The sequence below is a fragment of the Streptomyces lancefieldiae genome, assembly GCF_031845825.1.
Classification (GTDB): Bacteria; Actinomycetota; Actinomycetes; order Streptomycetales; family Streptomycetaceae; genus Streptomyces; species Streptomyces lancefieldiae.
Genome location: NZ_JAVRFH010000013.1, coordinates 47895 through 71435 on the forward strand (window position 1 = coordinate 47895; position 23541 = coordinate 71435).

The window sequence follows — 23541 nt, forward strand, 5'->3', positions numbered from 1 at the left end:
GCAGGCGCCTCGCAGGGGGCGCCGCGCGCATCAGGCGCAGGCCTCCCCCGTGCCACCGCCCAGCACCCTGGTCAGCGACTCGTGGGTCACGCCGTGGTCGGCGAGCGCCTCGGCCGGCACACCGGGACGGACGGTCAGGGCCAGGAGGATGTGCTCGTCCCCGACGCGCCGGTCGCGCCGGGCGACGGCGATCCGCAGGGCCTTCTCCAGCACCTCCTTGGCTTCCCGGCTGAAGCTGCGGTGCCCGGACCACCAACGCCTGTCCTTCCGGTCGCCGGACATCGCGCCGACGCCGTGCGCCTCCTCCACCCGGGCGACGATCTCCGAGACGTCGATCCCCAGCCCGGCGAGGGCGTCGGTCTCGGCCCGAGACAGACCGGCACGGCGCCGCGCCTGCGCCAAGGACCGCCGTACCGAGTCCTTGCGCTCGCCCGCCCCGAGCGCCGACAGCGCGAAGGAGGCGCGACTGCCCTCGCGATCCAGCAGGGCGAGCAGCAAGTGCTCGGCGTCGACGGTGTGCGCCCGCGCCCCCTCGGCGTGCTCCACCGCCCCCTGCACCACGGCTCGGGCGTCGTTGGTGAACCGCTCGAACATCAATGCCTCCCGTACTTCTTGTGCACGGCCTGCCTGCTGACCCCGAGCTCCGTGGCGATCTCCTGCCACGACCAGCCCTGATTGCGCGCGCCGCGCACCTGCACCGCCTCCAGCTGCTCCAACAGCCTCCGCAGCGCGGCGACGGCCCGCAGCCCGACCCGGGGGTCGCGATCGCCCGCACGCGCGGCGAGATCCGTTGCTTCGCTCATGAAGTCAACTTAGGTTGACAGACCTCGGGCGTCAACCCTCGTTGACACCCGGGACGGCTCGGAGAACGCGAACGGCGGGCCCGGAGGACCGGACCCGCCGCCGACGGTCGTGAGGAGGGATCAGGAACCGCTGAGCACGATCTTGCCGAACTGCTCACCGGAGGCCATCCGCTCGAACCCCTCACGGGCCCGGTCCATCGGCAGCACCTCGTCGATGACAGGACGCACGCCGGTGGCGGCGCAGAAGGAGAGCAGGTCCTCCAGCTCGTCCTTGGTACCCATCGTGGAGCCGACGACCTTGAGCTCGAGGAAGAAGATCCGGGTCAGTTCGGCGTGGGAGGGCCGGTCGCCGCTGGTGGCGCCGGAGATGACGAGCGTGCCGCCGGGCCGCAGCGACTTCACCGAGTGGGACCAGGTGGCGGCGCCCACCGTCTCGATGACGGCATCGACCCGCTGCGGCAGCCGCGCGCCCGGCTCGACGGCCTCCACGGCACCCAGCTCCACGGCCCGCTTCCGCTTGGCCTCGTCCCGGCTGGTCGCGAAGACCCGCAGCCCCGCGGCCCTGCCGAGCACGATCGCAGCCGTGGCGACCCCACCGCCGGCACCCTGCACCAGCACCGAGTCACCCGGACGCACTCCGGCGTTGGTGAACAGCATCCGGTACGCGGTCAGCCAGGCGGTCGGCAGACAGGCGGCCTCCTCGAAGGAGAGCTCCTTGGGCTTCGGCAGGATGTTCCAGGCCGGCACGGCGACCCGCTCGGCGAACGTCCCCGGGTAGCGTTCCGTGAGGATGGAACGGGGCTCGTCGGGGCCGACCCCGTGGCCGGTCTGGCCGATCACGGAGTGCAGGACGACCTCGTTGCCGTCCTCGTCGACACCGGCGGCGTCGCAGCCGAGGATCATCGGCAGCCGGTCCTCGGGGAGGCCGACGCCGCGCAGGGACCACAGGTCGTGGTGGTTGAGGGAGGCGGCCCTGACATCGACGACACTCCAGCCGGGGCGGGCCTCAGGAGCAGGGCGCTCCCCCAACTCGAGGCCGGTCAGCGGCTGGTCGCGGTCGATTCGGGCGGCGTAGACAGCGAACATGACCTTGACGATAGGTTCCCCACCCGCCATCGGAAACCACCCGACCATGTGACACACACCCTCTTGCACCACCCGGCCACGCAAGCCGAGAGTGGGAGAGGCACCCCGCACCGCCGGGCTGCGGACCCACCCCCCGCACCCACGGCTCCGGCTCGACGCACCCGAACAGCGAACGGCCCCGTCCACCAGGACAGGGCCGTTCACACCACTGGGCGTCACACCGTCACCGGCGCGCAACCCCCTCCGCCCGGGCCGCCGCAGCCACCGCAGCCGTAACCGCCGGCGCAACCCGCTCGTCGAACGGCGACGGAATGACGTAGTCCGCCGCAAGGTCGTCACCGACGACCGACGCCAGCGCCTCGGCCGCCGCCAGCTTCATGCCCTCGGTGATCCGCGACGCCCGCACCTGCAGCGCGCCCGCGAAGATGCCCGGGAACGCCAGCACGTTGTTGATCTGGTTCGGGAAGTCCGACCGCCCCGTCGCGACGACCGCCGCGTACTTGTGCGCGACCTCCGGGTGCACCTCGGGGTTCGGGTTGGCCATCGCGAAGACGAACGCGCCCTCGGCCATCGAGGCCACCGCCGGCTCCGGCACCGTACCGCCGGAGACGCCGATGAACACGTCGGCGCCGGACAGGGCCGCCTCCAGCGAGCCGGACAGTCCCGCCTTGTTGGTGAAGGAGGCCAGCTCCCGCTTGACGGCGGTCAGGTCGTCCCGGTCCGCCGAGACGATGCCCTTGCGGTCGGCGACCGCGACGTCCCCGATACCGGCCTCCACCAGCATCTTGGCGATGGCGACACCGGCCGCGCCGGCGCCCGAGATCACCGCCCGCAGCTCACCCAGCGTCCGTCCGCTCAGCCGCGCCGCGTTCCGCAGCGCCGCCAGCGTCACGACCGCCGTGCCGTGCTGGTCGTCGTGGAAGACCGGGATGTCGAGGCGCTCCTGGAGCTTGCGCTCGATCTCGAAGCACCGCGGCGCCGAGATGTCCTCCAGGTTCACGCCGCCGAAGGAGGGCGCGAGCCGGACCACCGTCTCGACGATGTCGTCGGCGTCCGTGCAGGCGAGCGCGATCGGGACCGCGTCCACACCGCCGAACTGCTTGAACAGAATCGCCTTCCCTTCCATCACCGGAAGAGAGGCCTCGGGGCCGATGTCCCCGAGTCCCAGCACCGCCGTACCGTCCGTCACGACCGCCACGACCGACGACTTCCAGGTGTAGTCGTGGACGAGGTCGGGCTGCTCGGCGATCGCGCTGCACACTTTCGCGACGCCGGGCGTGTACGCCAGGGACAGGTCGTCCTTGTCCCGGACCGGCACGGTGGCCTGCACGGCCATCTTGCCGCCGCGGTGCAGCGCGAACGCGGGGTCGAAGGAGTCGAGGGGCTCCGGCCCCGCCTCCTGCTCCGTACCGGCGTCGCTGTCGCTGCGAGGATTGACGATCTCCGCTGCCACTTTGTCTTACCCCTTAAGAGTTCATGGATTGAGGGTTTGTCCACTCCTGGTGAGGAATGGGCGGGCACCGCGCAGGGAGATGGCCGCCTAGGCCACACGGACCCCTGCGCGACGGGCGCGCCGCACACGCGCCCTGAGCCCCTGATGAGGGGTGTAAAGAACCTTCATACCCGACGGACGTCCCTGGCGACGAGTCCGATAAGGGGGAGCTCACATGTCGGACCTCGCACGCCGCATGCCGGTGACATGGCTCATAGCCGGGGATCCGGACAACTTCTCCAGGCCCCTTGACAGAGCCGGAGAACAGGCTTTCAACGGCCGCTCACGCCATCGAACGATGCCCGTATTTCGAGAAATACCGAAGATCTTCCGGCCGGAAGGATCGATTCCCGCAAAGGTTCGGTCGTGATGTACCGACCTGGTGCGTTTCGAGTGGTCACCCGTTATCCGATTTTGACATGACGGTCACCCTGAACGGCCGAGTCCGAATGGCAAGATGCCGTAATCACACGAGGTCGCGACACTCGAAGGCGTGTGCTCTCGTCGACCCACAACGCCCGTCGGTTCCCCGGCGGGCGTCCCGTCCCATCGGCTACTCCCTCATCCGCCGGAGGAACCACCATGACCGCAAGCTCCACCCGTCGTACGACCGCCGCGTACTCCCGGCCAGCAGCGGTCGGTGCGATCGCGGTCGCAGGCGCCCTGCTGCTCGCCGGATGCGGCGACCAGACCGAGAACAGCGACTCCGGCAGCAGCGACACCCAGTCCGCCGTGGGTGCCCCGTTGGCCGAGAAGCTGCCCCAGTCGATCCGTGACAAGGGCGTCATAAAGGTCGGTTCCGACATCGCCTACGCTCCGGTCGAGTTCAAGGACGACTCCGGTAAGACGGCCGGTATCGACCCCGACCTCGCGGACGCCCTGGGCAAGCAGCTCGGCGTCCGGTTCGAGTTCGAGAACGGCACCTTCGACACGCTGATCACCGGCCTGCGCTCCAAGCGGTACGACATCGCCATGTCCGCGATGACCGACACCAAGGACCGTCAGGAGGGCATCGACGCCGACACCGGCAAGAAGGTCGGCGAGGGCGTCGACTTCGTCGACTACTTCACCGCCGGTGTCTCGATCTACACCAAGAAGGGCGACGACCGGGGCATCAAGACCTGGTCCGACCTGTGCGGCAAGAAGCTCGTGGTGCAGCGGGGCACCGTCTCGGAGGACCTGGCCAAGGCCGAGAGCGCGAAGTGCCCGGCCGGCAAGAAGATCTCCATGCAGCCCTTCGACAACGACCAGCAGGCCCAGACCCGCCTTCGCGCGGGCGGCGCCGACGCCGGCTCGTCCGACTTCCCGGTCGCGGCGTACGCGGTGAAGACCTCCGGCGGCGGCAACGACTTCCAGCTCGTCGGCGAGCAGGTCGAGGCCGCGCCGTACGGCATCGCGGTCGGCAAGGGCAACACCCAGCTGCGCGACGCGCTGAAGGCGGCGCTCGACGCGGTCATCGCGAACGGCGAGTACAAGAAGATCCTCGACAAGTGGGGCGTGGCGGAAGGCGCCGTCACGGAAGGCACCATCAACGGCGGCAAGTGACCGCGCGGCGGGCACTGAAAGGCAACATCCGTGACTGTTGACATCGACAAGAGGGCGGGCGGTCCGGCCGACACCCCGCCGGCCGGTCCGGAGGCCATCAAGGCCATCCCGGTCCGCCACTACGGGCGCTACGTGTCCGCGGCCGTCGCGATCGCACTGCTGGCCGCGGTCGTCTACGCGTTCTCCCAGGGCAAGATCAACTGGGGTGCGATCCCGGACTACTTCTTCGACGACCGCATCCTGACCGGCATGGGCAAGACGCTCCTGATCACCGTCCTGGCCATGCTGATCGGCATCGTCGGCGGCATCCTGCTCGCCGTGATGCGGCTGTCGAAGAACCCGGTGACGTCGTCCATCGCGTGGTTCTACATCTGGTTCTTCCGCGGCACGCCGGTCCTGGTGCAGTTGGTCGTCTGGTTCAACCTGGGCCTGGTCTTCGAGTACATCAACCTGGGCCCGGTCTACCGCGACGAGTGGTCGGACTTCATGACGCCGTTCCTGACGGCACTGCTCGGCCTCGGCCTCAACGAGGCCGCGTACATGGCGGAGATCTGCCGTGCCGGTCTCCTCGCGGTCGACGAGGGCCAGACCGAGGCGGCGCACGCGCTCGGCATGAGCCACGCCAAGACGCTGCGCCGGATCGTGGTCCCGCAGGCGATGCGCGTGATCGTGCCGCCCACGGGCAACGAGGTCATCAACATGCTGAAGACGACCTCGCTGGTGTCGGTCGTCCAGTACTCCGAGTTGTTCCGCGTCGCGCAGGACATCGGCCAGACCTCCGGCGCCCCGGCCGAGATGCTGTTCCTGGCCGCGGCCTGGTACCTGCTGCTGACCTCGATCTTCAGCGTGGGGCAGTACTACCTGGAGCGCTACTACGCCCGCGGCTCCAGCCGCCAGCTGCCGGCGACGCCGTGGCAGAAGATCAGGGCGAACCTGCTGTCCCTGTCGAACCGACCCACGGCGGGAGGTGCCGCATGACCGCCATGGTCAAGGCCGAGGGCGTCCACAAGTCCTTCGGCCCCGTCGAGGTCCTCAAGGGCATCGACCTGGAGGTGAAGGCCGGCGAGGTGTTCTGCCTCATCGGGCCCTCCGGCTCCGGCAAGTCCACCTTCCTCAGGTGTATCAACCACCTCGAGAAGATCAACGCCGGGCGGCTTTACGTCGACGGAGAGCTGGTCGGCTACCGCCAGAAGGGTGACAAGCTCTACGAGCTCAAGGACAGCGAGGTCGCCCTCAAGCGCCGGGACATCGGCATGGTCTTCCAGCGCTTCAACCTGTTCCCGCACATGACGGCGCTGGAGAACGTCATGGAGGCGCCGGTGCAGGTCAAGGGCGTGAGCAAGGCCCAGGCCAAGGAGCGCGCACGCCAGTTGCTGGAGCGCGTGGGGCTGGGCGACAAGGCCGGCAACTACCCCACGCAGCTGTCCGGCGGCCAGCAGCAGCGGGTCGCGATCGCCCGGGCCCTCGCAATGGACCCCAAGCTGATGCTGTTCGACGAGCCGACCTCGGCCCTGGACCCGGAGCTGGTCGGTGACGTGCTCGACGTCATGCGCGACCTGGCGGAGTCCGGCATGACGATGGTCGTCGTCACCCACGAGATGGGCTTCGCCCGCGAGGTGGGCGACAGCCTGGTCTTCATGGACAACGGCGTGGTGGTCGAGTCGGGCAACCCGCGCGACGTCCTGACGGACCCGCAGCACGAGCGGACGAAGGCGTTCCTGTCCAAGGTCCTCTGAGCATCCGCACGACGGCGGCCCGGACGACGACCGGACGACGGACCGAAGGGGCGGTACGGATCTCCGTACCGCCCCTTCGGTCGTGCTCGTGGACCAGCCCCGCGGAACTCGCGGACCAGCCCCGCGGAACCCGTGGATCAGCCCCGCGGAACCCGTGGGCCAGCCCCGCGGAACCCGTGGATCGGTCGCGGACTACTTGAGCGCCAGCAGCAGCGTGTCCGACGGCGAGCACCACACCGGCCGCGCCTCGCCGAAGCCCTTCTCGCGCAGCACGCGCGCGTGCCACGCCGCCGAGGGCATCTCGCCGGCGGCGTGCTCACCGTAGATCTCGAACCGGCGGGCCGTGGGCTCGGCGAGGACCGGGTCCTTCCCGGCGAGCTGCCACCACTCGGCCCAGTCGAGTGCGCCCGCACTCTTGGCGGCATCCATCCGCTCGTGCCGCTGTACGCGCTCGGCCGCGTTGATCCGGGGCGTCGTCTCGTCGATCATGTGGTCCGCGTTCATGAAGACACCACCGTCGCGGACGAGCTCCGCGACCCGACCGTAGAGAACCGCGAGGGGTTCGGCGTGGAACCAGTGCAGGGCCGTGGCGGTCAGGACGGCGTCGTAGGAGTCGTACGGCAGCTTCACCGGCCAGTCGGGGTCCTTGAGGTCGGCGGTGACGAAGGAGACCCGGTCGTCCCCCGCGAAGGTGCCCTCGGCGATGGCGAGCAGCGCGGGGTCGAGGTCCACGCCGGTGCTGGTGGCCTCCGGGAACCGGGCGAGCAGCCGGGCCGTGATGGTGCCGGTGCCGCAGGCGAGGTCGAGGACGCGCGGCGCGGTGCCGACCAGGGCCTCGACCAGGTCGAGCATGGTCCGGAAGCGCTCCTCGCGGTCCGGCATGTACCACTCCTGCTGCCGGTCCCAGCTCTTCTGCCAGGCCTGCCAGTCGGCACCGGTCGTGGTGGTGTCCGCGTCCGTCATCGTGCCCCTCCCTCACCCAAGCGCGTAATACCCTGGAAGCACGATCAGCTGTTACCTGACCACAGGCACGACCATAGAGCCCCTTTCGTAAGGACTACAAGTGGAACTGGCCTATTACTCGGATTACGCCGTGCGTCTCGTCAACACCGAGGAACCGGTCCGCGGGCAGGACTCCCTGACCTCGGTCGAGGCCGTCCGCGGACTCTTCGGCACCAACCAGTCGGCGGCCCGCCGTGCCACGGACGCGGACGTGACGCGGTTCCGGTCGGTCCGGGGACGGTTGCGCGCGGTCTTCGAGGCGGCCGACGGCGGCGACGAGACCCTCGCCGTGGACCTCCTGAACTCCCTCCTCCTGGAGTTCCCGGTGAGCCCGCAGATCTCCGGCCACGACCACCGCGACGACGACGGCAGCCCGCTGTGGCACATGCACCTGGCCGACCACCCGTCCAACGCGACCGCCGGTTTCGCCGCCATCGCGGCGATGGGCCTCGCCTTCCACCTCACGGAGTACGGCGTGGACCGGCTGGGCCTGTGCGAGGCGTCCCCCTGCCGCAACGCCTACCTGGACACCTCCACCAACCGCTCCCGGCGCTACTGCTCCGACCGCTGCGCCACCCGCGCCAACGTGGCGGCCTACCGCGCCCGCAAGCGCCTGGAGGCGGACCGGTCGGTCAGCACCGGCCTGAGCGCCGACAACACCCAGCGGGCCACGGCGAACGGCGAGCGCTGACCCGGCCGCCGCGGCCGGTACCGAAGCCGTGCCTTGCCGAGCACGAGCTCCTCGGGGACGGCCCCGTAGTCGGTGCTGTCACCACCCGCGAAGGCGTTGTCCCCCAGCACCCACCATCCGGCTCCGCGCCGCTCGACGGCACGCTTCACCACGAGCAGGTCCTGCTGGAAGGGGTGCCGCAGCACGACCACGTCACCCGGCCCGACCCTGGCCCCCCAGTGCACGAGAAGCACGTCCCCGTGGTGCAGCGTGGGCACCATCGACGGCCCGGTCACCTCGGCCGGCCCGAACGGCAGCAGTCCTCTCGCGCGCTCGGTCTCCCGCGACAGCTCCGGCATCACCCGGCACCTCCCCTGTCTTTCCTCCACCAGTCTCAGTCTCACCCCGGACTTTTGTCCTAAGCCCACGGGGGCACTCGCGAAATCGGGCCTCCCAGGGAGTAATGTCCCCCCTGAGAAGACGATCACGAGGAAGGAACGCTCCATGCTTTCCCGCCTGTTTGCCCCCAAGGTGACGGTCAGCGCCCACTGCGACCTGCCCTGCGGCGTGTACGACCCTGCCCAGGCCCGCATCGAGGCGGAGTCGGTGAAGGCCGTCCAGGAGAAGATGGCCGGCAACGACGACCCGCACTTCCAGGCCCGCGCCACGGTCATCAAGGAGCAGCGCGCCGAGCTCGCGAAGCACCACGTCTCCGTGCTGTGGAGCGACTACTTCAAGCCCCCGCACTTCGAGAAGTACCCGGAGCTGCACCAGCTGGTCAACGACACCCTGAAGGCCCTGTCGGCCGCCAAGGCGTCGACCGACCCGGCCACCGGCCAGAAGGCACTGGACCACATCGCCCAGATCGACAAGATCTTCTGGGAGACCAAGAAGGCCTGATCTTCGATCATGCCCTTTGACCTGCAGTTTCCTTACTTGCAGCGTCTCCCTTTCCGCACCCGGACCGCAGGCCGCCGAACACGGTGTCCCTGACGGTCCGGGTGCGGTCTGCTTCGCCCGGCCGCGGATGGGCGTCGATCCGCGGCATGCGGTCGAGGGACTCGCCCTCCTGCCCCGTGAGCGGCCACCCCTCGGAGGGCGTGCCGCGGAGTGCGCGGATCAGGTCGTGGCAGCAGGACCGGGCGGCAGGTGGACCGTCATGATCAGGCTGCAGGGCCCGGTACCCCCACCGCGGTAGGTGTGGGGGGTGTCGCCGTCGAAGGTGGCGGTCTGTCCGGCTCCGACGGGGTATTCGGTGCCGTCGACGACCAGGGTCATCCGGCCGGCGGTGACGCTGACGGTTTCCACGACTCCGGCCTGGTGGGGGTGGCTGGGGTATTCCTCGCCGGGCTCCAGTCGCCAGCGCCAGACCTCGACCGGGGCCGGACCCGACGTCGTCAGCATCAGGCGGGCCTCGCCGCCCTGCTCCCCCGTCCACAACGGCGCCACGGCGTCGGCGGTCACGACGCGGACGCGCCCTTCGGCCGGTCCCTCCATCAGGGCGGACACCGAGATGCCGAGGGTGTCGGCCAACCGGACCAGGGTGGCGAAGTTGGGGTTGCCCTGGGCCTTCTCCAGTGCCACCAGAGCGCCCTTGCTGACCTGGGCCCGCCGGCCGAGTTCGTCGAGGGACAGGCCGGCGCGGGTGCGGGCCGCCCTGACGTTGTGCGCGAGCGCCCGCAGGGCTGCGGCCGTCTCGGCCATCCGATCACCATCCTCAAGCGTGGCCCACTGCACTGCACCACCCGGTCGTTCGGTTGACACCCGTCGGTCAGTGCGTTGTACGGTTTGGTCGTTCCATTGATAGTAAGGGACGAACCGTGATCGCTCCGCTGCCGGTCCTCGGCAGCTCCGTCGGCCACGGGTGCGTCGTCCTCCCCGCGGCCTCGGTGCCCGCGAGGCCCACGTCCGGCGCAACACCCTCTGCCCGGCCGGCGCCGCTCTGCTCGCCCGCGGCTTCCTCGCCCGCACCTGAACAAGCCCCGCCACGCAAGGAGATGCCATGTTCATCCAGCCCTGGGACGCCGGCCTGGACGAAGCCGAATGGCAGACCTGGATCGCCGACGGTCACGACTTCGGCCTCCTCGGCGTCAACGGCCTGCCCGGCCAGGCGCCCGTCGCCGTCCCCACCCACTTCACCGGCGACGCCGGCCACCTGCTGATCCACCTCGCCCGGCCCAACCCGGTCTGGCAGGCGATCGAGCACGACCCGAACGTCCTGTTCACCGTCTTCGGCGACTACGTCTTCATCCCCGGCCCCTGGCGCGCCAAGGCCGGCACCCCACCCACCGACGGCGTCCCCACCAGCTACTACACAGCCGTCCAGTTCACCTGCCGCGCCCACATCGTCGACGACCCCGAGGCCAAGGCCGAGCTGCTGCGCCGGCAGCTCGCCCACTTCCAGCCCGACGGCGACCATGCCCCCGTCGCCGTCGACCAGCCCCCGTACGGACGGATGCTGCCCGGCATCCGCGGCCTGCGACTGGAAGTCACCGACGTACGGGCCAAGTTCAAGTACGACGATCACAAACCCGTCGAACAGCGCACCGACATCTCCGACCGCCTCACCGAACGTGGCCGGGGTCTGGACGTGCCGAGCGCCCGCCAACAGCTCCGCCGACTCGACCGCATCGGCACCTGGAAGCCCTGACCGACCCCGCCCCGACGCACGAACGGACACCGCCCATGACCATCTTCCACCTCGCTCCCGCCGTTGCGGACGCCTTCCCCGACACCCTCATCGCCGTGGTCACCGCCACGGGCCTGCGCGGCCACGAGCCCTGGCCCGAGGCGACCGCCGCCCTGGAGGAACTGGAGCAGCAGCTCGCCGGCGGCAGCTGGCAGCCCGCCGACGAGAGCGACCCGCGCATCGAGGCGTGGCACACCGCCTACCGCTCTTTCGGCACCAACCCCCGCCGCATCCGCCCCAGCGTCGACGCGCTCGGCCGTCGCCTCGCCAAGAAGGGGACACTGCCCCGCATCAACCCGGCCGTCGACTCCTACAACGCCGTCTCGGTCCGCCACGGCCTGCCCGCCGGAGCCTTCGACCTGGACCACGTCACCGGTGACACCGACATCCGCCCCGCGGACGGCACCGAGTCCTTCACCCCGCTCGGCGAACCCGACACCGTCGAGAATCCCAAGCCCGGCGAGATCATCTACGCGGACACGACCGGCGTCCTGACCCGCCACTGGAACCACCGCGACGCCCACCGCACCCGTGTCACCGAGGACTCCACCCACGTCGCCTTCGTCCTCGAAACCCTCCACGTCTCCCGCGACGGCGACCTCCTGAAGGTCGCGGCCGACGAGCTGCAGGGCCTGCTCGCTCCGCACTCCGAACGGACCGCTCTCCACCACCTCAGCCCCGCACAGCCCCAGGTCGTCATCTGAGACCTCCGCCTGAGTCCGGCGCTCGCGCCCTCCGGGACCACGCCCGGGCGTCAGGGTTTCTCCTTGACCCCTTCTCGCATTGGCTCGGCGGTCCGGGGCCGCGCCTCGGTTTCGGCGCCCCGGGTGCTCTGCTCGGGACCCGCCCCACACCTGGGGTTGCGGCACGGGCCGGGCTCCCATGTCGGGACCCACGCGCCCAGCGTCTTGTGTCGCCGGACGACCGTTTCGACTGGCTGTCCGCAAACGGGACAGGCGTACTTCTCGCTGTCCATGTGTCCAGCGTAGATCGGGCGACGCCTCAGCGCTGCCTGCCGTACCTCGGTCGACCGTCTCGCGCACCTGGACGGGGCCGTCGTCGGCCCCTCCACCGGGCTCCTCACCGGTGCGCTCGTCCGCGGGGCACGGACAGCCACAGCGCGCAGGCCGCACCGTCCTCGGTGAGGCCGAGACGCCCGTCGGCGAGCACGGCGTCGGTGAAGACGGCCATGAGCCGGTGATGGGTCCGGCGCCGGTACACCTCGTCGGGCAAGACCCAGCTGCTCACGGGATCGCCCTGGAAGGCCTCGTCCAGCAGCCGGACGACCAGCTCCCGGTCCTCCTCCTCCCCCCCCCGCCGTCCGGATCACCACACCCATGCCCCGCCCACCTCCCCACCGCAGCAGCGTTCTGTGCCGGGTGGCCCCAACCGGCGACATCGGCGGCAGCTGGGCGATGTGGCCGGACCTTCGCCGGGGGAGCGGGCCCCGCACACCGTGGGGAAGTGCGGGACCCGCCTGACCGGAGCCCTCGGCGGTGCGGCCGTACGTCGGTCAGGTGCCGTACGGCTCTGTACGGGCTCCGGGGCCTTGCGCCGGCCTCAGGTGCTGCGCCGGGTCACGAACTCGGCCAGCGCGAGCAGACCGCCCGCCGCCTCCGGGTCGGGCACGGCGCGGGCCAGTTCCTGCATGGCCCTCGCCATCCGGTCGGCTGCCAGGGTCTGCGCCCAGTCCCGGCCGCCCGCCCGCTCCACGGCCAGCGCCGTGCGCTCCAGTTCCTCCCTGTCCTCGTCGTACGGTGCCGCGTACAACTCGGCGAGTTCGGCTGCGGCCGGGGTGCCGGAGGTGAGGGCGGCGACCACCGGCAGCGACTTCTTGCGGGCGGCCAGGTCCGCACCGACCGGCTTGCCGGTGCGGTGCGGGTCGCCCCATATGCCGATGACGTCGTCGATGAGCTGGAAGGCCAGCCCGGCCTCGCGGCCGAACGCGTCCAGAGCATCGACATCCTCGTCGGTTGCGCCGGCGTACAACGCGCCGAGGGCACAGGCGCATCCCAGCAGGGCGCCGGTCTTGGCCTCGGCCATGGCGAGCGTCTCAGCCAGGGTGATCTCGTCCGGGGCGCACCGCTCCATGGCCGTGTCCGCGTGCTGTCCCTCGCACAACTCCATGACGCAGTCGGCGAGCCGGGTGGCCGCCGCCGCGGCCGCCGGGTGCGGGTCCGCGGCAAGCAGCCGCAGGGCCAACGCCTGGAGGGCGTCCCCCACGAGGATCGCGTCGGCGTCGCCGAACACGGCCCACGCGGTCGGCCGGTGACGACGAGTGGTGTCCCGGTCCATCACGTCGTCGTGCAACAGCGTGAAGTTGTGGACCAGTTCCACCGCCGCCGCGGCCTTCACCGCCGCCGCCCGGGCTCCGGGCCCGCCGATCGCGGCGGCCGAGGCGAGGACGAGCGCGGGGCGGATCGCCTTACCCGCGTTGTCCGCCGCCGGCGTGCCGTCCGCGTGCTGCCAGCCGAAGTGATAGAACGCGATCCGGCGCATCGAAGCGGGCAGCGACGCGATGGCGGTCCGCAGTTCGGGGTCGACCGACGCCCTGGACTCCCGCAGGAGCACCAGCGCCTCGTGGCCGTCGGACACCGCCGTCTGCAGACCGTCGGCCACCCCCGGCCACTGCCCGCCGGACGACAGGTCCGGCTCCTCGTCCCGCTGCGTGCCGATGGGCCCGTGCCTTTCCAGGGTTCCGGTAGGGTGCCACGCCTCGGTGGTGCCGTGCCGAGCCTCCGTCATGGACTCACCTCCCCCATGCGCCCATTTCCGTATCCCCGGGGGTGTACCCGCCCGGGAGGGCGGGAACACGGCGTTCGGGAGACAGGAGTCACCGCCAGCGGCCGATCTCGACGTTCTCCAGGACGCCCAGCGCGTCCGGCACGAGGACCGCGGCCGAGTAGTAGGCGGTGACCAGGTACTTGATGATGGCCTGTTCGTTGACGCCCATGAAGCGCACCGACAGACTCGGCTCGATCTCGTCCGGGATGCCGGTGGCCCGCAGGCCGATGACGCCCTGGTCCTGTTCCCCGGTACGCATCGCGATGATCGAGGTCGTACGGGCCTCGGTGATCGGGATCTTGTTGCACGGGTAGATGGGCACACCGCGCCAGGTGGGGATGCGGTTACCGGCGATGTCGATCGTCTCGGGGACGAGTCCGCGCTTGTTGAGCTCGCGTCCGATGGCGGCGATAGCCCGCGGGTGGGCGAGGAGCAGCTTGGTGCCGCGCCGGCGGCTGAGCAGCTCGTCCAGGTCGTCCGGGCCGGGTACGCCGTCGTGCGGCTGGATCCGCTGGTCGTACTCGCAGTTGTGCAGCAGGCCGAACTCTCGGTTGTTGACGAGTTCGTGCTCCTGACGTTCCTTCAGGGCCTCGACCGTCAGCCGGAGCTGCTGCTCGGTCTGATTCATCGGCTGGTTGTAGAGGTCGGCCACGCGGGAGTGGATGCGCAGGACGGTCTGGGCGACGCTCAGCTCGTACTCACGGGGCCTGGCCTCGTAGTCGACGAAGGTGTGCGGAATGTCCGGCTCGCCGCTGTGACCGGCGGAGAGGTCGATCGCCTTCTCGCCGTGCTTGTTGGTCCGCTGCTCCGGGATCGAGCGCCGCTGCTGGAGATGTTCGCGCAGGGAGTCCGCGCGCTCCGCGACCTGCTCCACCTCCTGGCGGGGCAGCACGAGCACCGTGCAGGCGGTGACCGTGCGGGCGGTGTACTCCCAGATGGCGTCCCCGTCGAGCAACGCCTGGTCGCCGAAATAGGCGCCGTCGGCGAGGACTCCGAGCACCGCGTCGTCACCGTAGGGGCCGGTGCCGATCTTCTCCACCTTGCCGTGCGCCAGCAGGTAGATCTCGTCCGCCTGACCACCGAACGAGGCGATCACCTCACCGGGTCCGAACTCCCGCTGCTCACAGCGCTGCGCGAGCTCCGAGAGCACGTCCTCGTCCTCGTACGACCGCAGGGCCGGCAGCTCGCCCAGCTCCGCGGGAATGACCTCGACGCGGTCGCCGGTCTTCACGAACGTCACCCGGCCGTCACCGACTGCGAAGGTCAGACGCCGGTTCACCCGGTACGTGCCGCCCTGTACGTCCACCCAGGGGAGCGAGCGCAGCAGCCAGCGCGAGCTGATCTCCTGCATCTGAGGAACGGACTTGGTCGTGGTGGCCAGGTTCCGCGCGGCCGCCGTGCCAAGGCTCTGCTGCGGCCTGGTCTGCTCGGTGCGGACCTCTTCGCCTACCGACATATGGAATTGCCCTCCCGGTCATGCCGGGCGGCTGCGCCCGGCATCGATGTGCGTGCACCAGCCTTCCTCACGGAGCGTGCCAGTGCTATTACACGAAAGAGCGGGAATGGATCACCGGTGGCCGGGGCAGGTATGAGGGCTTGCCCGGACGTCTCGGCGTCTCGGTGGGTCGACGTCTCGGCATCTCGGCGTCTTGCCCGACCTGTCCGGAGCCACTGGCGGAAACGATGTTGTCCGGATCGGCTCGCACACCGGCCGAACAAGTAATAGCGAGTGCTCCGTTTCGGTACAAGAACCGGTACGAGGCGGTCGCGCCCGGCGGCCGTCGCGCAGCGGGAAGGAGCCGGCCATGGCCTCACCCATGTCCGCGGGCAGTTTCCTCAAGGCACTGAAAGCGGAAGGCCTCACCGTCGTCGAGGTCGGCGACTGGCGGCACCACAACCGCAATCACAAGGGGCCCTGGGGGCCCGTGCACGGTGTGATGATCCACCACACGGTCACCAAGGGCAGTGCGCGCACCGTGGAGATCTGCCGCGACGGCTACAAGGGTCTGCCGGGTCCGCTGTGCCACGGGGTCATCACCAAGGACGGAAAGGTGCACCTGGTCGGGTACGGCCGGGCCAACCACGCCGGTCTCGGCGACGACGACGTCCTGCGCGCGGTGATCGCCGAGAAGGCGCTGCCGCGGGACAACGAGGCGAACACCGACGGCAACCGGCACTTCTACGGCTTCGAGTGCGAGAACCTGGGCGACGGCGACGATCCCTGGCCGACGGCGCAACTGAAGGCGATCGAGCACGCCGCCGCCGCTGTCTGCCGCCACCACGGGTGGAACGAGCGATCCGTCATCGGCCACCTCGAATGGCAGCCGGGGAAGGTGGACCCCCGGGGTTTCACGATGGCGTCGATGCGCGGGCGGATCCGGGACCGGCTGAAGTGACGTGTCCGCCGCGCCACGGCGGCGTGACAATGGCAGGGTGACCGGCACCGACACCCGCGACCTCGCCCCGCTTCGACCCCGCCTGCCCTCTCCCTTGCAGGAGGTCGCCGACGAGCGGTTCGAGCGTCTCGGTGTCCGGTTGCTCCTGAAGCGGGACGATCTGATCCATCCCGAGCTGGTCGGCAACAAGTGGCGCAAACTCGCCCCCAATCTCGCCACGTCCGGCGGTCGCACCGTCGTCACCTTCGGCGGCGCCTACTCCAACCATCTGCGCGCCACGGCCGCCGCCGGCCGGCTGCTCGGTCTGTCCACGGTGGGCGTGGTGCGCGGTCAGGAACTGGCCGGCCGACCGCTCAACCCGTCCCTGGCCCGGTGCGCGGCCGACGGCATGCGGCTGCACTTCGTCGACCGCTCGACGTACCGCCGCAAGGCCGAACCGGAGACCCTGGCCGCTGTCCTGCGCGCGGCGCGGGCCGAGGACGCGCTCGTCGTCCCCGAGGGCGGCAGCAACGCGGAGGCCGTCCGCGGCTGCCGGTCCCTCGGCGAGGAACTGGGCGGGCACGCCGACGTGGTCGCGCTCGCCTGCGGAACCGGCGGCACGCTCGCCGGGCTGGCCGCCGGCCTCCCTCCGGGGTGCCGGACGCTCGGGATACCGGTCCTGAAAGGCGGCTTCCTGGCCGACGACATACGCCGGCTCCAGGGCCGTGCGTTCGGCGGGCTCCGCGGCTCCTGGAGCCTCGACGACCGCTTCCACTGCGGCGGCTACGCCCGCACCACACCCGAGCTCGACGCCTTCGCCGACGACTTCGAACGCCACCACGGTCTGCGCGTGGAGCGCGTCTACGTCGCCAAGATGCTCCACGCCCTGCTCGTCCTCACCCAGGAGGGCAACTTCGCCCGGGGGACGACCCTGGCGGCGGTCGTCACCGGCCGCCCCTTCCCCTGAGCCGTCGCCGTCGACTCGACCGTCGGCCGGCCGGCCCGACAGCTACGGGCGGGTGGTGTGCGACGCACCCGCACCCGTGACATCGGACTCCCTCACGCACCACCACCGAGCCACCGGAGCGATCACCGCCCGGCCGCCTGTCCCGCAGATGCGCGGCCCCGTGCAACTGGCGCGGCCCCATGTCCCGAGACAGACGGCAACAGACGACGCGGACCCCCAAAAAAACCCGCCGGACCCAACCCCGGCCACACGACCCGTCCAAAGCCCGCACCGCACCGCACCGCCCTCCGCACGACGGGCGCGCCCACGGAACGCCGTCGGACCGCGCGGGCACGACCACCGCCGGCCGCCTCGGCCTGTCACCGAACGGCTCCGCCACGCACGGCTCCGCCACGCGCGGCACCGCCCCGCACGCGCGCGTGGCGCCCGTCCGCGTTCCCTGGCCCGTAGGAGCCCCGGCCGCGACCCTCTGGCCGGTCGGCCCGCCAGGCCCTACGTCGTCTCCCGGTACGCCGCCGCCTCCTCCAGGTCGAGGCGGCGCAGCAGCGTACGCAGCATCTCGTCGTCGATGTAGCGGCCGTCCCGCAGCCGGACGAAGACCTCGCGCTCGGCGCTGATCATCTCGCGTGACAGCCGCCGGTAGGTCCCGTCGACGGTCTCCCCCGTGACGGGGTTGACCTGTCCGAGCCGTTCCCAGACGGCGTTGCGGCGGCGCTCCAGGACCGTGCGGAGGCGGTCCGCGAGCGGGGCCGGCAGGGCGTTGCGCTCGTCGGCGAGGAGGTCGTCCAGGCGCTGCTCGGCGGCGCGGGAGGCCTGTGCCTGGGCGTTGGCCTCCGCCAGCGTCTCGGCCTGTATGTCGTGCGCGGGGAACTTCAGCAGGCGGATCAGCGGCGGCAGGGTGACGCCCTGGACGACGAGCGTGCCGATGACCGTGGTGAAGGTGAGGAACAGGATGAGGTTGCGCTCGGGGAAGGGTTCACCGCCGTGCACGGTGAGCGGGATGGAGAAGGCGATGGCCAGCGAGACCACGCCCCGCATCCCGGCCCAGCCGATCACGAACGGCCCCTTCCAGGAGAGGTCCTCCTCGCGCGCGCGGACGCGTGCCGACAGCCGCGGCAGGAAGGTCGCCGGATACACCCACACGAACCGGGCGACGGCGACCACCAGGAAGACGGCAACCGCGTACCAGGCGGCATCGGCCCCGTCGTACGCCCCGAGGCCCTTGAGGACGACGGGCAGCTGGAGTCCGATCAGGGCGAACACGGCCGACTCCAGGACGAAGGCGACCATCTTCCACACCGCCTCCTCCTGGAGACGGGTGGCGAAGTCGACCTCCCACGCGCGGTGGCCGAGACAGAGCGCGACGACCACCACCGCGAGCACCCCGGACGCGTGCACCTGCTCGGCGACCGCGTAGGCGACGAACGGGATCAGCAGGGAGAGTGTGTTCTGCAGCAGTGCCTCCCTCAGGTGAGTGCGCAGCCAGTGGAGCGGCACCATCAGCACCAGGCCGACGCCGACGCCCCCCACGGCCGCGATCAGGAACTCGGCTGTCCCGCCGGCCCAGGTGGCGCCCTCACCGACCGCCGCGGCGAGCGCCACCTTGAAAGCGGTGATCGCGGTCGCGTCGTTCACCAGGGACTCGCCCTGGAGGATCGTGGTGATCCGGGACGGCAGTCCCACCCGGCGCGCGACCGCCGTGGCCGCGACGGCGTCCGGCGGGGCCACCACCGCGCCGAACACGAGGGCCGCGGTCAGCGGCAGACCGGGCACGATCAGGTACGTGGCGCAGCCGACGACGAAAGTGGCGAAGAGGACGTAGCCCACCGAGAGCAGTGCCACGGGCCGCGCCTGGGCCCGCAGGTCGAGGTAGGAGCTGTCGGTGGCCGCCGTGTAGAGCAGCGGGGGCAGCAGCAGCGGCAGGACGATGTGCGGGTCGAGGGTGTAGTCGGGCACGCCCGGCACGTAGCTCACCACCAGGCCGGCCGCGACCAGCAGCAGCGGCGCCGGTACCGGCACGCGCCGCCCGACCCCCGCTATCGCGGCACTGCCCGCCACCAGCAACAGCAGCGGCATCACGTCCATCGTCCTCGCCCACCCTTTTCCTGCGCGCGGCCACCCGCGCACCCGTCGTAACCTGGCAATCATGAAACAGTGCACGCACGCCGACGCGCTGCCGCACCCGGAACCGGAGCCGCGGAGCGAGACCTGCCCGGAGTGTCTGGCCGAGGGCACGGACCCGGTGCAGTTGCGACTGTGCCTGGTCTGCGGTCATGTCGGCTGCTGCGACTCCTCGCCGAGGCAGCACGCGACGGCGCACCACAAGGAGACCGGCCACCCGGTGATGCGCAGCTTCGAGCCCGGGGAGAACTGGCGCTGGTGCTTCGTCGACCACGTCCTCCTGTGACCTCGGCCTGGGACGGTTCGACGGTCTGAGGCCTGGGTACGTCAACCCGGCGCGCGCTCTTCCGATTTGAGCCCGCCGAACCCCTAGCCACTGTGCGTGTTCATGTGTTTACTATGAGTGACAGCAAGGGGTTGGGGTCTCGGGGACAGGAAAGTTCGGAGCGCGATAACGTCACCGCTGAACCACGTATCGCGTTACCCCGAGGGGCGACCCTCGGCCCTGTAACGCTTGTACCACCTTGGAGGTGAGGGTGTCCCAGATCGCAGGCGAGCCCGCGACCCAGGACTTCGTCGAAGTCCGGCTGCCGGCCGCGGGTGCCTACCTGTCGGTGCTGCGTACGGCGACGGCCGGCCTCGCAGCCCGCTTGGACTTCACCCTCGACGAGATCGAGGACCTGCGCATCGCAGTTGACGAGGCCTGCGCGATCCTGCTTCAGCAGGCCGTGCCCGGCTCGGTGCTCAGTTGTGTCTTCCGCCTCGTCGACGACTCGCTCGAGGTCACCGTCTCGGCCCCGACCACGGACGGCCACGCCCCCTCGCGGGACACCTTCGCCTGGACCGTCCTGTCCGCTCTCGCGGGCAAGGTCTCGTCCGCCGTGGACGAGGACAAAACCGTTTCGATCAGCCTCTACAAACAGCGCGGCGCGGGACCCGGGCCGACGTGAGGAACGGGGACGGGCCGGTGCGGGACGAAGAGCGCGGCACACGGGAGCTGCCGGCCGAGGGCACTCGTTCTCCGAACGAGGTCCGACGCGTGGCGGACGGCATCGACGGAATCCCCGAGCAGGCCCGGCCGCATCCGGAGGACGAGACCTCCCTGGAGGCCGTCGTCCCGGGCGACGGGCAGCGGACCGGGGACACCCCCGTCCGACCCGTCCGAGCGGAGGCGAGGGCTCGGGAAAGGGCAACGGGCGGGACGATGAGCGAGCACGAGCGACACTCCGAGGACGACGCGCCGGGCGCACGGGGCACGCAGCGCACGCGGCACGACCCGCAGGACCGCAGCGGGGCCCGTGCCATGTTCGCCGTGCTGCGGACGCTGGAGAAGGACAGCCCCGAGTACGCGGAGCTGCGCAACCAGCTGGTCCGCATGCACCTGCCGCTCGTCGAGCACCTCGCCCGCCGCTTCCGCAACCGCGGCGAGCCCCTGGACGACCTCACGCAGGTCGCCACCATCGGCCTGATCAAGTCGGTCGACCGCTTCGACCCGGACCGCGGGGTGGAGTTCTCCACGTACGCGACCCCGACGGTCGTCGGCGAGATCAAGCGGCACTTCCGGGACAAGGGCTGGGCGGTGCGCGTCCCGCGCCGGCTCCAGGAGCTGCGACTGGCCCTGACGACGGCCACGGCGGAGCTCTCGCAGCTGCACGGCCGCTCCCCCACGGTCCACGAACTCGCCGAGAGGCTGTCGATCTCGGAGGAGGAGGTCCTGGAGGGCCTGGAGTCGGCGAACGCGTACTCCACGCTGTCCCTGGACGTCCCGGACACCGACGACGAGTCCCCGGCGGTCGCGGACACGCTCGGCGCCGAGGACGAGGCCCTGGAGGGTGTCGAGTACCGGGAGTCGCTCAAGCCGCTGCTGGAGGACCTGCCGCCGCGCGAGAAACGGATCCTGCTGCTGCGCTTCTTCGGCAACATGACCCAGTCGCAGATCGCGCAGGAGGTCGGGATCTCGCAGATGCACGTGTCGCGGTTGCTGGCGCGCACGCTGGCGCAGCTGCGGGAGAAGCTGCTGGTCGAGGAGTAAGCACCGGCGCCCGAAGACCGCCGGGCAGCTCCCACGCCCCCGCGTACTCCCGGGCGGCGGTTACTTCTCGGCGCCGCCGGGTCCCCGGATGCCGAGGGCCTGGGTCGTCGTGGGGTTCACGAGCAGCACCAGCGCCGTGACGGCCACGACACCGAGCACGATCCCCGCGGGGATCGCCACACTGTCGGCCTGCAGCAGGTTGTAGGCCACGGGCAGCGCCAGGATCTGCGTGATGACGGCGGGCCCCCGGCTCCAGCCCCGCCGGGCGAGCAGTCCGCGGGCCGCGAGCAGCGGCAGCAGGGCGAGGACGATCAGGGTGATGCCGCCGGTGACGGCCGCGGTGCGGTCGTCGGGGTGGCCGGTGAGACCCTCCACGAGCATCCACGCGCCGCCGACGACGAGCGCCAGCCCCTCCAGGGCGGCCACTGCGGCCGCGGCGGTCAACCGGCCAGGACGAGGGCCCGCCTCTTCGGCGGCTTCCGGGGTGGGGGTCTGCTCACTGCTCACCCATGAAGGGTAGCTCTCGGCATGAGGACGGCCGTGCCCACGTCCGTGACGCACCCACCCGACCGACCGACCGCCCGGGATTCGCGTGCCGCCATGCTCGCCCTGCTCCCGCCGCGGTCCGCCGCACCTCGGTCTGGGCCGGGTACCACCGAGTAGGTACCCTGCAGACCATGCGTGCACTTCTCGTGGTCAATCCGGCGGCAACCACCACGAGCGCGCGTACGCGCGACGTGCTGATCCACGCGCTCGCGAGTGAGATGAAGCTGGAAGTGGTCACCACGGAGTACCGCGGCCACGCACGCGACCTCGGCCGGCACGCGGCCCAGAGCGACGACATCGAGATGGTGGTGGCCCTCGGCGGCGACGGCACGGTGAACGAGGTCGTCAACGGCCTGCTGCACGCCGGCCCCGACCCGGAGCACCTGCCCGGTCTCGCGGTGGTCCCCGGCGGCTCCACCAACGTCTTCGCCCGCGCCCTCGGCCTGCCCAACCACGCGGTGGAGGCCACCGGCGCCCTGCTGGACGCGCTGCGCGAAGGCAGCGAGCGCACCGTCGGCCTGGGCCTCGCCTCGGGCACTCCGGGTTCGGAGGACGAAGCCGTACCGGAGCGCTGGTTCACCTTCAACGCAGGTCTGGGCTTCGACGCCGGCGTGGTCGGCCGCGTCGAACAGCACCGCGAGCGGGGCAAGAAGTCCACGCACGCCCTCTACGTCCGCCAGGTGGTGCGCCAGCTCATCGGCGAGCCGCACCGCCGCAGCGGGACCATCACCCTGGAGCGGGCCGGCGAGGACCCGGTCGAGGACCTGGTGCTGTCCATAGTCTCGAACACGTGTCCCTGGACGTTCCTCGGTAATCGCCCGATCTACGCCTCGCCCAAGGCATCGTTCGACACCGGGCTCGACGTGTTCGGTCTCAGCCGCCTCTCGACGGCCGCCGTCGCCCGGTATGGCACCCAGTTGCTCACTTCGTCCCCCGAGCGCGGCCCCCGGGGCCGACATGCCCTCTCCTTGCACGATCAGAGCCGGTTCACCTTGCATTCGAAGGTGCCACTCCCCCTCCAGATGGACGGTGACCACCTGGGGCTGCGGACCAGCGTGACGTTCACAGGCGTACGCCGTGCACTGCGTGTGATTGTGTGAGCAGAAGGGGCGAAAGTCCTTTCACTCGAACGTTTAGACCAGGGTCCACCCCATGGAAGTACGGCTGTGACCTAGTCGACACCGAAGAATCAAAAAAAACTTTCCGGAAGGGGTTGTATCCGCCGCCGAGGTTTGCGAGTCTCTACATGGCGATCGGGACGGCCCGCAACACCAGCCTCCACAGATCACCAGAACCCCTCTTCAAATCACAGGACCACGCCGGGAACCTGGCGGTAGGCCCTTCCCTTGTTGAGGGATTCGTGAAAGCGTTCACATTCACAAGCATCCTGCACGTAATACCAAGGAGAGGTAGCAGCCATGGACTGGCGTCACCGCGCCGTTTGCCGCGAGGAAGACCCCGAGCTCTTCTTCCCCATCGGCAACACCGGTCCCGCGCTGCTGCAGATCGAGGAAGCCAAGGCCGTCTGCCGTCGCTGCCCTGTCATGGAGCAGTGCCTGCAGTGGGCGCTCGAGTCCGGTCAGGACTCCGGCGTCTGGGGTGGTCTCAGCGAGGACGAGCGCCGCGCGATGAAGCGCCGTGCCGCCCGCAACCGGGCTCGTCAGGCCTCCGCCTGACCATCCACCCCTGCTGA

25 protein-coding genes and 1 pseudogene are annotated in these 23541 nt (G+C 70.6%); 14 read left to right on the forward strand and 12 right to left on the reverse strand.

What is annotated here, in order from left to right; all coding sequences use genetic code 11:
• Nucleotides 1-30: 30 nt before the first annotated feature.
• The 4 genes from RM812_RS15600 to RM812_RS15615 all read right to left on the reverse strand — a co-directional run bounded on the left by RM812_RS15600 (nt 31) and on the right by RM812_RS15615 (nt 3342).
• Entirely contained in the window at nt 31-594 is a 564-nt protein-coding gene (locus RM812_RS15600) for a Clp protease N-terminal domain-containing protein (RefSeq protein ID WP_311573148.1), read from the reverse strand.
• Nucleotides 594-803, reverse strand: coding sequence for an RNA polymerase sigma factor sigma-70 region 4 domain-containing protein (locus RM812_RS15605; protein ID WP_043383227.1), 210 nt, complete (start codon nt 801-803; stop codon nt 594-596). The genes RM812_RS15600 and RM812_RS15605 overlap by 1 nt, the downstream gene beginning before the upstream one ends.
• A 120-nt stretch (nt 804-923) precedes the next feature.
• Nucleotides 924-1889, reverse strand: a complete 966-nt coding sequence (locus RM812_RS15610; RefSeq protein ID WP_311573149.1) for a zinc-binding dehydrogenase — start codon at nt 1887-1889, stop codon at nt 924-926.
• A gap of 223 nt (nt 1890-2112) precedes the next feature.
• Nucleotides 2113-3342, reverse strand: a complete 1230-nt coding sequence (locus tag RM812_RS15615; RefSeq protein ID WP_311573150.1) for an NAD(P)-dependent malic enzyme — start codon at nt 3340-3342, stop codon at nt 2113-2115.
• A 621-nt stretch (nt 3343-3963) separates the two neighbouring features.
• Here RM812_RS15615 and RM812_RS15620 point away from each other — a divergent pair.
• The 3 genes from RM812_RS15620 to RM812_RS15630 are packed head-to-tail and all read left to right on the forward strand — an operon-like array spanning nt 3964 to nt 6662.
• A complete protein-coding gene (locus RM812_RS15620) occupies nt 3964-4926 on the forward strand; it encodes an ABC transporter substrate-binding protein (protein WP_311573151.1) in 963 nt (320 codons plus the stop codon).
• A 30-nt stretch (nt 4927-4956) separates the two neighbouring features.
• Nucleotides 4957-5904, forward strand: coding sequence for an amino acid ABC transporter permease (locus RM812_RS15625; RefSeq protein ID WP_311573152.1), 948 nt, complete (start codon nt 4957-4959; stop codon nt 5902-5904).
• Complete coding sequence (locus tag RM812_RS15630) at nt 5901-6662, forward strand: amino acid ABC transporter ATP-binding protein (RefSeq protein WP_311573153.1); 762 nt, start codon at nt 5901-5903, stop codon at nt 6660-6662. The genes RM812_RS15625 and RM812_RS15630 overlap by 4 nt, the downstream gene beginning before the upstream one ends.
• A gap of 192 nt (nt 6663-6854) precedes the next feature.
• Here RM812_RS15630 and RM812_RS15635 read toward each other — a convergent pair whose 3' ends face one another.
• On the reverse strand, nt 6855-7625 hold the full coding sequence (locus RM812_RS15635; RefSeq protein WP_311573154.1) for a class I SAM-dependent methyltransferase: 771 nt from the start codon (nt 7623-7625) through the stop codon (nt 6855-6857).
• 100 nt (nt 7626-7725) lie between these two features.
• On the opposite strand from RM812_RS15635, the gene RM812_RS15640 reads away from it, so the two are divergent.
• Nucleotides 7726-8355 (forward strand): CGNR zinc finger domain-containing protein, encoded by a 630-nt coding sequence (locus tag RM812_RS15640; protein WP_311573155.1) that lies wholly within the window; start codon nt 7726-7728, stop codon nt 8353-8355.
• Here RM812_RS15640 and sodX read toward each other — a convergent pair.
• Entirely contained in the window at nt 8259-8693 is a 435-nt protein-coding gene (gene sodX / locus RM812_RS15645; RefSeq protein ID WP_311573156.1) for a nickel-type superoxide dismutase maturation protease, read from the reverse strand. The two genes, RM812_RS15640 and sodX, sit on opposite strands and share 97 nt — an antisense overlap.
• A 145-nt stretch (nt 8694-8838) precedes the next feature.
• On the opposite strand from sodX, the gene sodN reads away from it, so the two are divergent.
• Nucleotides 8839-9234: a superoxide dismutase, Ni gene (gene sodN, locus RM812_RS15650; protein ID WP_311573157.1), complete on the forward strand. Its 396-nt coding sequence runs from the start codon at nt 8839-8841 to the stop codon at nt 9232-9234.
• 219 nt (nt 9235-9453) lie between these two features.
• Here sodN and RM812_RS15655 read toward each other — a convergent pair whose 3' ends face one another.
• Complete coding sequence (locus RM812_RS15655) at nt 9454-10038, reverse strand: helix-turn-helix domain-containing protein (protein WP_311573158.1); 585 nt, start codon at nt 10036-10038, stop codon at nt 9454-9456.
• Between the two features lie 298 nt (nt 10039-10336).
• On the opposite strand from RM812_RS15655, the gene RM812_RS15660 reads away from it, so the two are divergent.
• A complete protein-coding gene (locus RM812_RS15660) occupies nt 10337-10984 on the forward strand; it encodes an FMN-binding negative transcriptional regulator (RefSeq protein WP_311573159.1) in 648 nt (215 codons plus the stop codon).
• A 35-nt stretch (nt 10985-11019) separates the two neighbouring features.
• Nucleotides 11020-11727 (forward strand): B3/B4 domain-containing protein, encoded by a 708-nt coding sequence (locus RM812_RS15665; RefSeq protein ID WP_311573160.1) that lies wholly within the window; start codon nt 11020-11022, stop codon nt 11725-11727.
• A gap of 321 nt (nt 11728-12048) precedes the next feature.
• Here the strand turns inward: RM812_RS15665 and RM812_RS15675 are convergent.
• The 3 genes and pseudogenes from RM812_RS15675 to RM812_RS15685 all read right to left on the reverse strand — a co-directional run.
• Nucleotides 12049-12362 (reverse strand): annotated as a pseudogene (locus RM812_RS15675) (GNAT family N-acetyltransferase); the annotation flags it as partial.
• 221 nt (nt 12363-12583) lie between these two features.
• Nucleotides 12584-13768 (reverse strand): family 2 encapsulin nanocompartment cargo protein polyprenyl transferase, encoded by a 1185-nt coding sequence (locus RM812_RS15680; RefSeq protein ID WP_311573162.1) that lies wholly within the window; start codon nt 13766-13768, stop codon nt 12584-12586.
• An 88-nt stretch (nt 13769-13856) separates the two neighbouring features.
• Complete coding sequence (locus RM812_RS15685) at nt 13857-15263, reverse strand: family 2B encapsulin nanocompartment shell protein (protein ID WP_311573163.1); 1407 nt, start codon at nt 15261-15263, stop codon at nt 13857-13859.
• Nucleotides 15264-15612: 349 nt separating this feature from the next.
• Here RM812_RS15685 and RM812_RS15690 point away from each other — a divergent pair, with 349 nt between their 5' ends.
• Complete coding sequence (locus RM812_RS15690) at nt 15613-16203, forward strand: N-acetylmuramoyl-L-alanine amidase (RefSeq protein WP_311573164.1); 591 nt, start codon at nt 15613-15615, stop codon at nt 16201-16203.
• A 37-nt stretch (nt 16204-16240) separates the two neighbouring features.
• On the forward strand, nt 16241-17149 hold the full coding sequence (locus RM812_RS15695) for a 1-aminocyclopropane-1-carboxylate deaminase/D-cysteine desulfhydrase (protein WP_311573165.1): 909 nt from the start codon (nt 16241-16243) through the stop codon (nt 17147-17149).
• A 492-nt stretch (nt 17150-17641) separates the two neighbouring features.
• On the opposite strand, the gene RM812_RS15700 is transcribed toward RM812_RS15695, so the two are convergent.
• Nucleotides 17642-19234: a Na+/H+ antiporter gene (locus RM812_RS15700; RefSeq protein ID WP_311573166.1), complete on the reverse strand. Its 1593-nt coding sequence runs from the start codon at nt 19232-19234 to the stop codon at nt 17642-17644.
• Nucleotides 19235-19295: 61 nt separating this feature from the next.
• On the opposite strand from RM812_RS15700, the gene RM812_RS15705 reads away from it, so the two are divergent.
• From RM812_RS15705 to RM812_RS15715, 3 genes are all read left to right on the forward strand, one after another.
• A complete protein-coding gene (locus RM812_RS15705) occupies nt 19296-19556 on the forward strand; it encodes a UBP-type zinc finger domain-containing protein (protein WP_311573167.1) in 261 nt (86 codons plus the stop codon).
• A gap of 250 nt (nt 19557-19806) precedes the next feature.
• Nucleotides 19807-20220, forward strand: coding sequence for an ATP-binding protein (locus RM812_RS15710; protein WP_003973726.1), 414 nt, complete (start codon nt 19807-19809; stop codon nt 20218-20220).
• A 17-nt stretch (nt 20221-20237) separates the two neighbouring features.
• Complete coding sequence (locus RM812_RS15715) at nt 20238-21302, forward strand: RNA polymerase sigma factor SigF (protein ID WP_311573168.1); 1065 nt, start codon at nt 20238-20240, stop codon at nt 21300-21302.
• Between the two features lie 60 nt (nt 21303-21362).
• Here the strand turns inward: RM812_RS15715 and RM812_RS15720 are convergent, their stop codons facing one another.
• A complete protein-coding gene (locus RM812_RS15720) occupies nt 21363-21809 on the reverse strand; it encodes a hypothetical protein (RefSeq protein ID WP_311573169.1) in 447 nt (148 codons plus the stop codon).
• 170 nt (nt 21810-21979) lie between these two features.
• Between RM812_RS15720 and RM812_RS15725 the strand changes: the two genes are divergently transcribed.
• Nucleotides 21980-22948: a diacylglycerol/lipid kinase family protein gene (locus tag RM812_RS15725; RefSeq protein WP_311573170.1), complete on the forward strand. Its 969-nt coding sequence runs from the start codon at nt 21980-21982 to the stop codon at nt 22946-22948.
• Between the two features lie 318 nt (nt 22949-23266).
• On the forward strand, nt 23267-23524 hold the full coding sequence (locus RM812_RS15730) for a WhiB family transcriptional regulator (protein ID WP_003973730.1): 258 nt from the start codon (nt 23267-23269) through the stop codon (nt 23522-23524).
• Nucleotides 23525-23541 lie beyond the last annotated feature (17 nt).

Excerpts from the sequence above, each read along its gene's own strand:
- RM812_RS15600 (WP_311573148.1), bottom strand. The coding sequence starts at position 594 with ATGTTCGAGCGGTTCACCAACGACGCCCGAGCCGTGGTGCAGGGGGCG.
- RM812_RS15605 (WP_043383227.1), bottom strand. The coding sequence starts at position 803 with ATGAGCGAAGCAACGGATCTCGCCGCGCGTGCGGGCGATCGCGACCCC.
- RM812_RS15610 (WP_311573149.1), bottom strand. The coding sequence starts at position 1,889 with ATGTTCGCTGTCTACGCCGCCCGAATCGACCGCGACCAGCCGCTGACC.
- RM812_RS15620 (WP_311573151.1), top strand. The coding sequence starts at position 3,964 with ATGACCGCAAGCTCCACCCGTCGTACGACCGCCGCGTACTCCCGGCCA.
- RM812_RS15630 (WP_311573153.1), top strand. The coding sequence starts at position 5,901 with ATGACCGCCATGGTCAAGGCCGAGGGCGTCCACAAGTCCTTCGGCCCC.
- RM812_RS15635 (WP_311573154.1), bottom strand. The coding sequence starts at position 7,625 with ATGACGGACGCGGACACCACCACGACCGGTGCCGACTGGCAGGCCTGG.
- sodX (WP_311573156.1), bottom strand. The coding sequence starts at position 8,693 with ATGCCGGAGCTGTCGCGGGAGACCGAGCGCGCGAGAGGACTGCTGCCG.
- sodN (WP_311573157.1), top strand. The coding sequence starts at position 8,839 with ATGCTTTCCCGCCTGTTTGCCCCCAAGGTGACGGTCAGCGCCCACTGC.
- RM812_RS15655 (WP_311573158.1), bottom strand. The coding sequence starts at position 10,038 with ATGGCCGAGACGGCCGCAGCCCTGCGGGCGCTCGCGCACAACGTCAGG.
- RM812_RS15660 (WP_311573159.1), top strand. The coding sequence starts at position 10,337 with ATGTTCATCCAGCCCTGGGACGCCGGCCTGGACGAAGCCGAATGGCAG.
- RM812_RS15665 (WP_311573160.1), top strand. The coding sequence starts at position 11,020 with ATGACCATCTTCCACCTCGCTCCCGCCGTTGCGGACGCCTTCCCCGAC.
- RM812_RS15680 (WP_311573162.1), bottom strand. The coding sequence starts at position 13,768 with ATGACGGAGGCTCGGCACGGCACCACCGAGGCGTGGCACCCTACCGGA.
- RM812_RS15685 (WP_311573163.1), bottom strand. The coding sequence starts at position 15,263 with ATGTCGGTAGGCGAAGAGGTCCGCACCGAGCAGACCAGGCCGCAGCAG.
- RM812_RS15690 (WP_311573164.1), top strand. The coding sequence starts at position 15,613 with ATGGCCTCACCCATGTCCGCGGGCAGTTTCCTCAAGGCACTGAAAGCG.
- RM812_RS15700 (WP_311573166.1), bottom strand. The coding sequence starts at position 19,234 with ATGGACGTGATGCCGCTGCTGTTGCTGGTGGCGGGCAGTGCCGCGATA.
- RM812_RS15705 (WP_311573167.1), top strand. The coding sequence starts at position 19,296 with ATGAAACAGTGCACGCACGCCGACGCGCTGCCGCACCCGGAACCGGAG.
- RM812_RS15725 (WP_311573170.1), top strand. The coding sequence starts at position 21,980 with ATGCGTGCACTTCTCGTGGTCAATCCGGCGGCAACCACCACGAGCGCG.
- RM812_RS15730 (WP_003973730.1), top strand. The coding sequence starts at position 23,267 with ATGGACTGGCGTCACCGCGCCGTTTGCCGCGAGGAAGACCCCGAGCTC.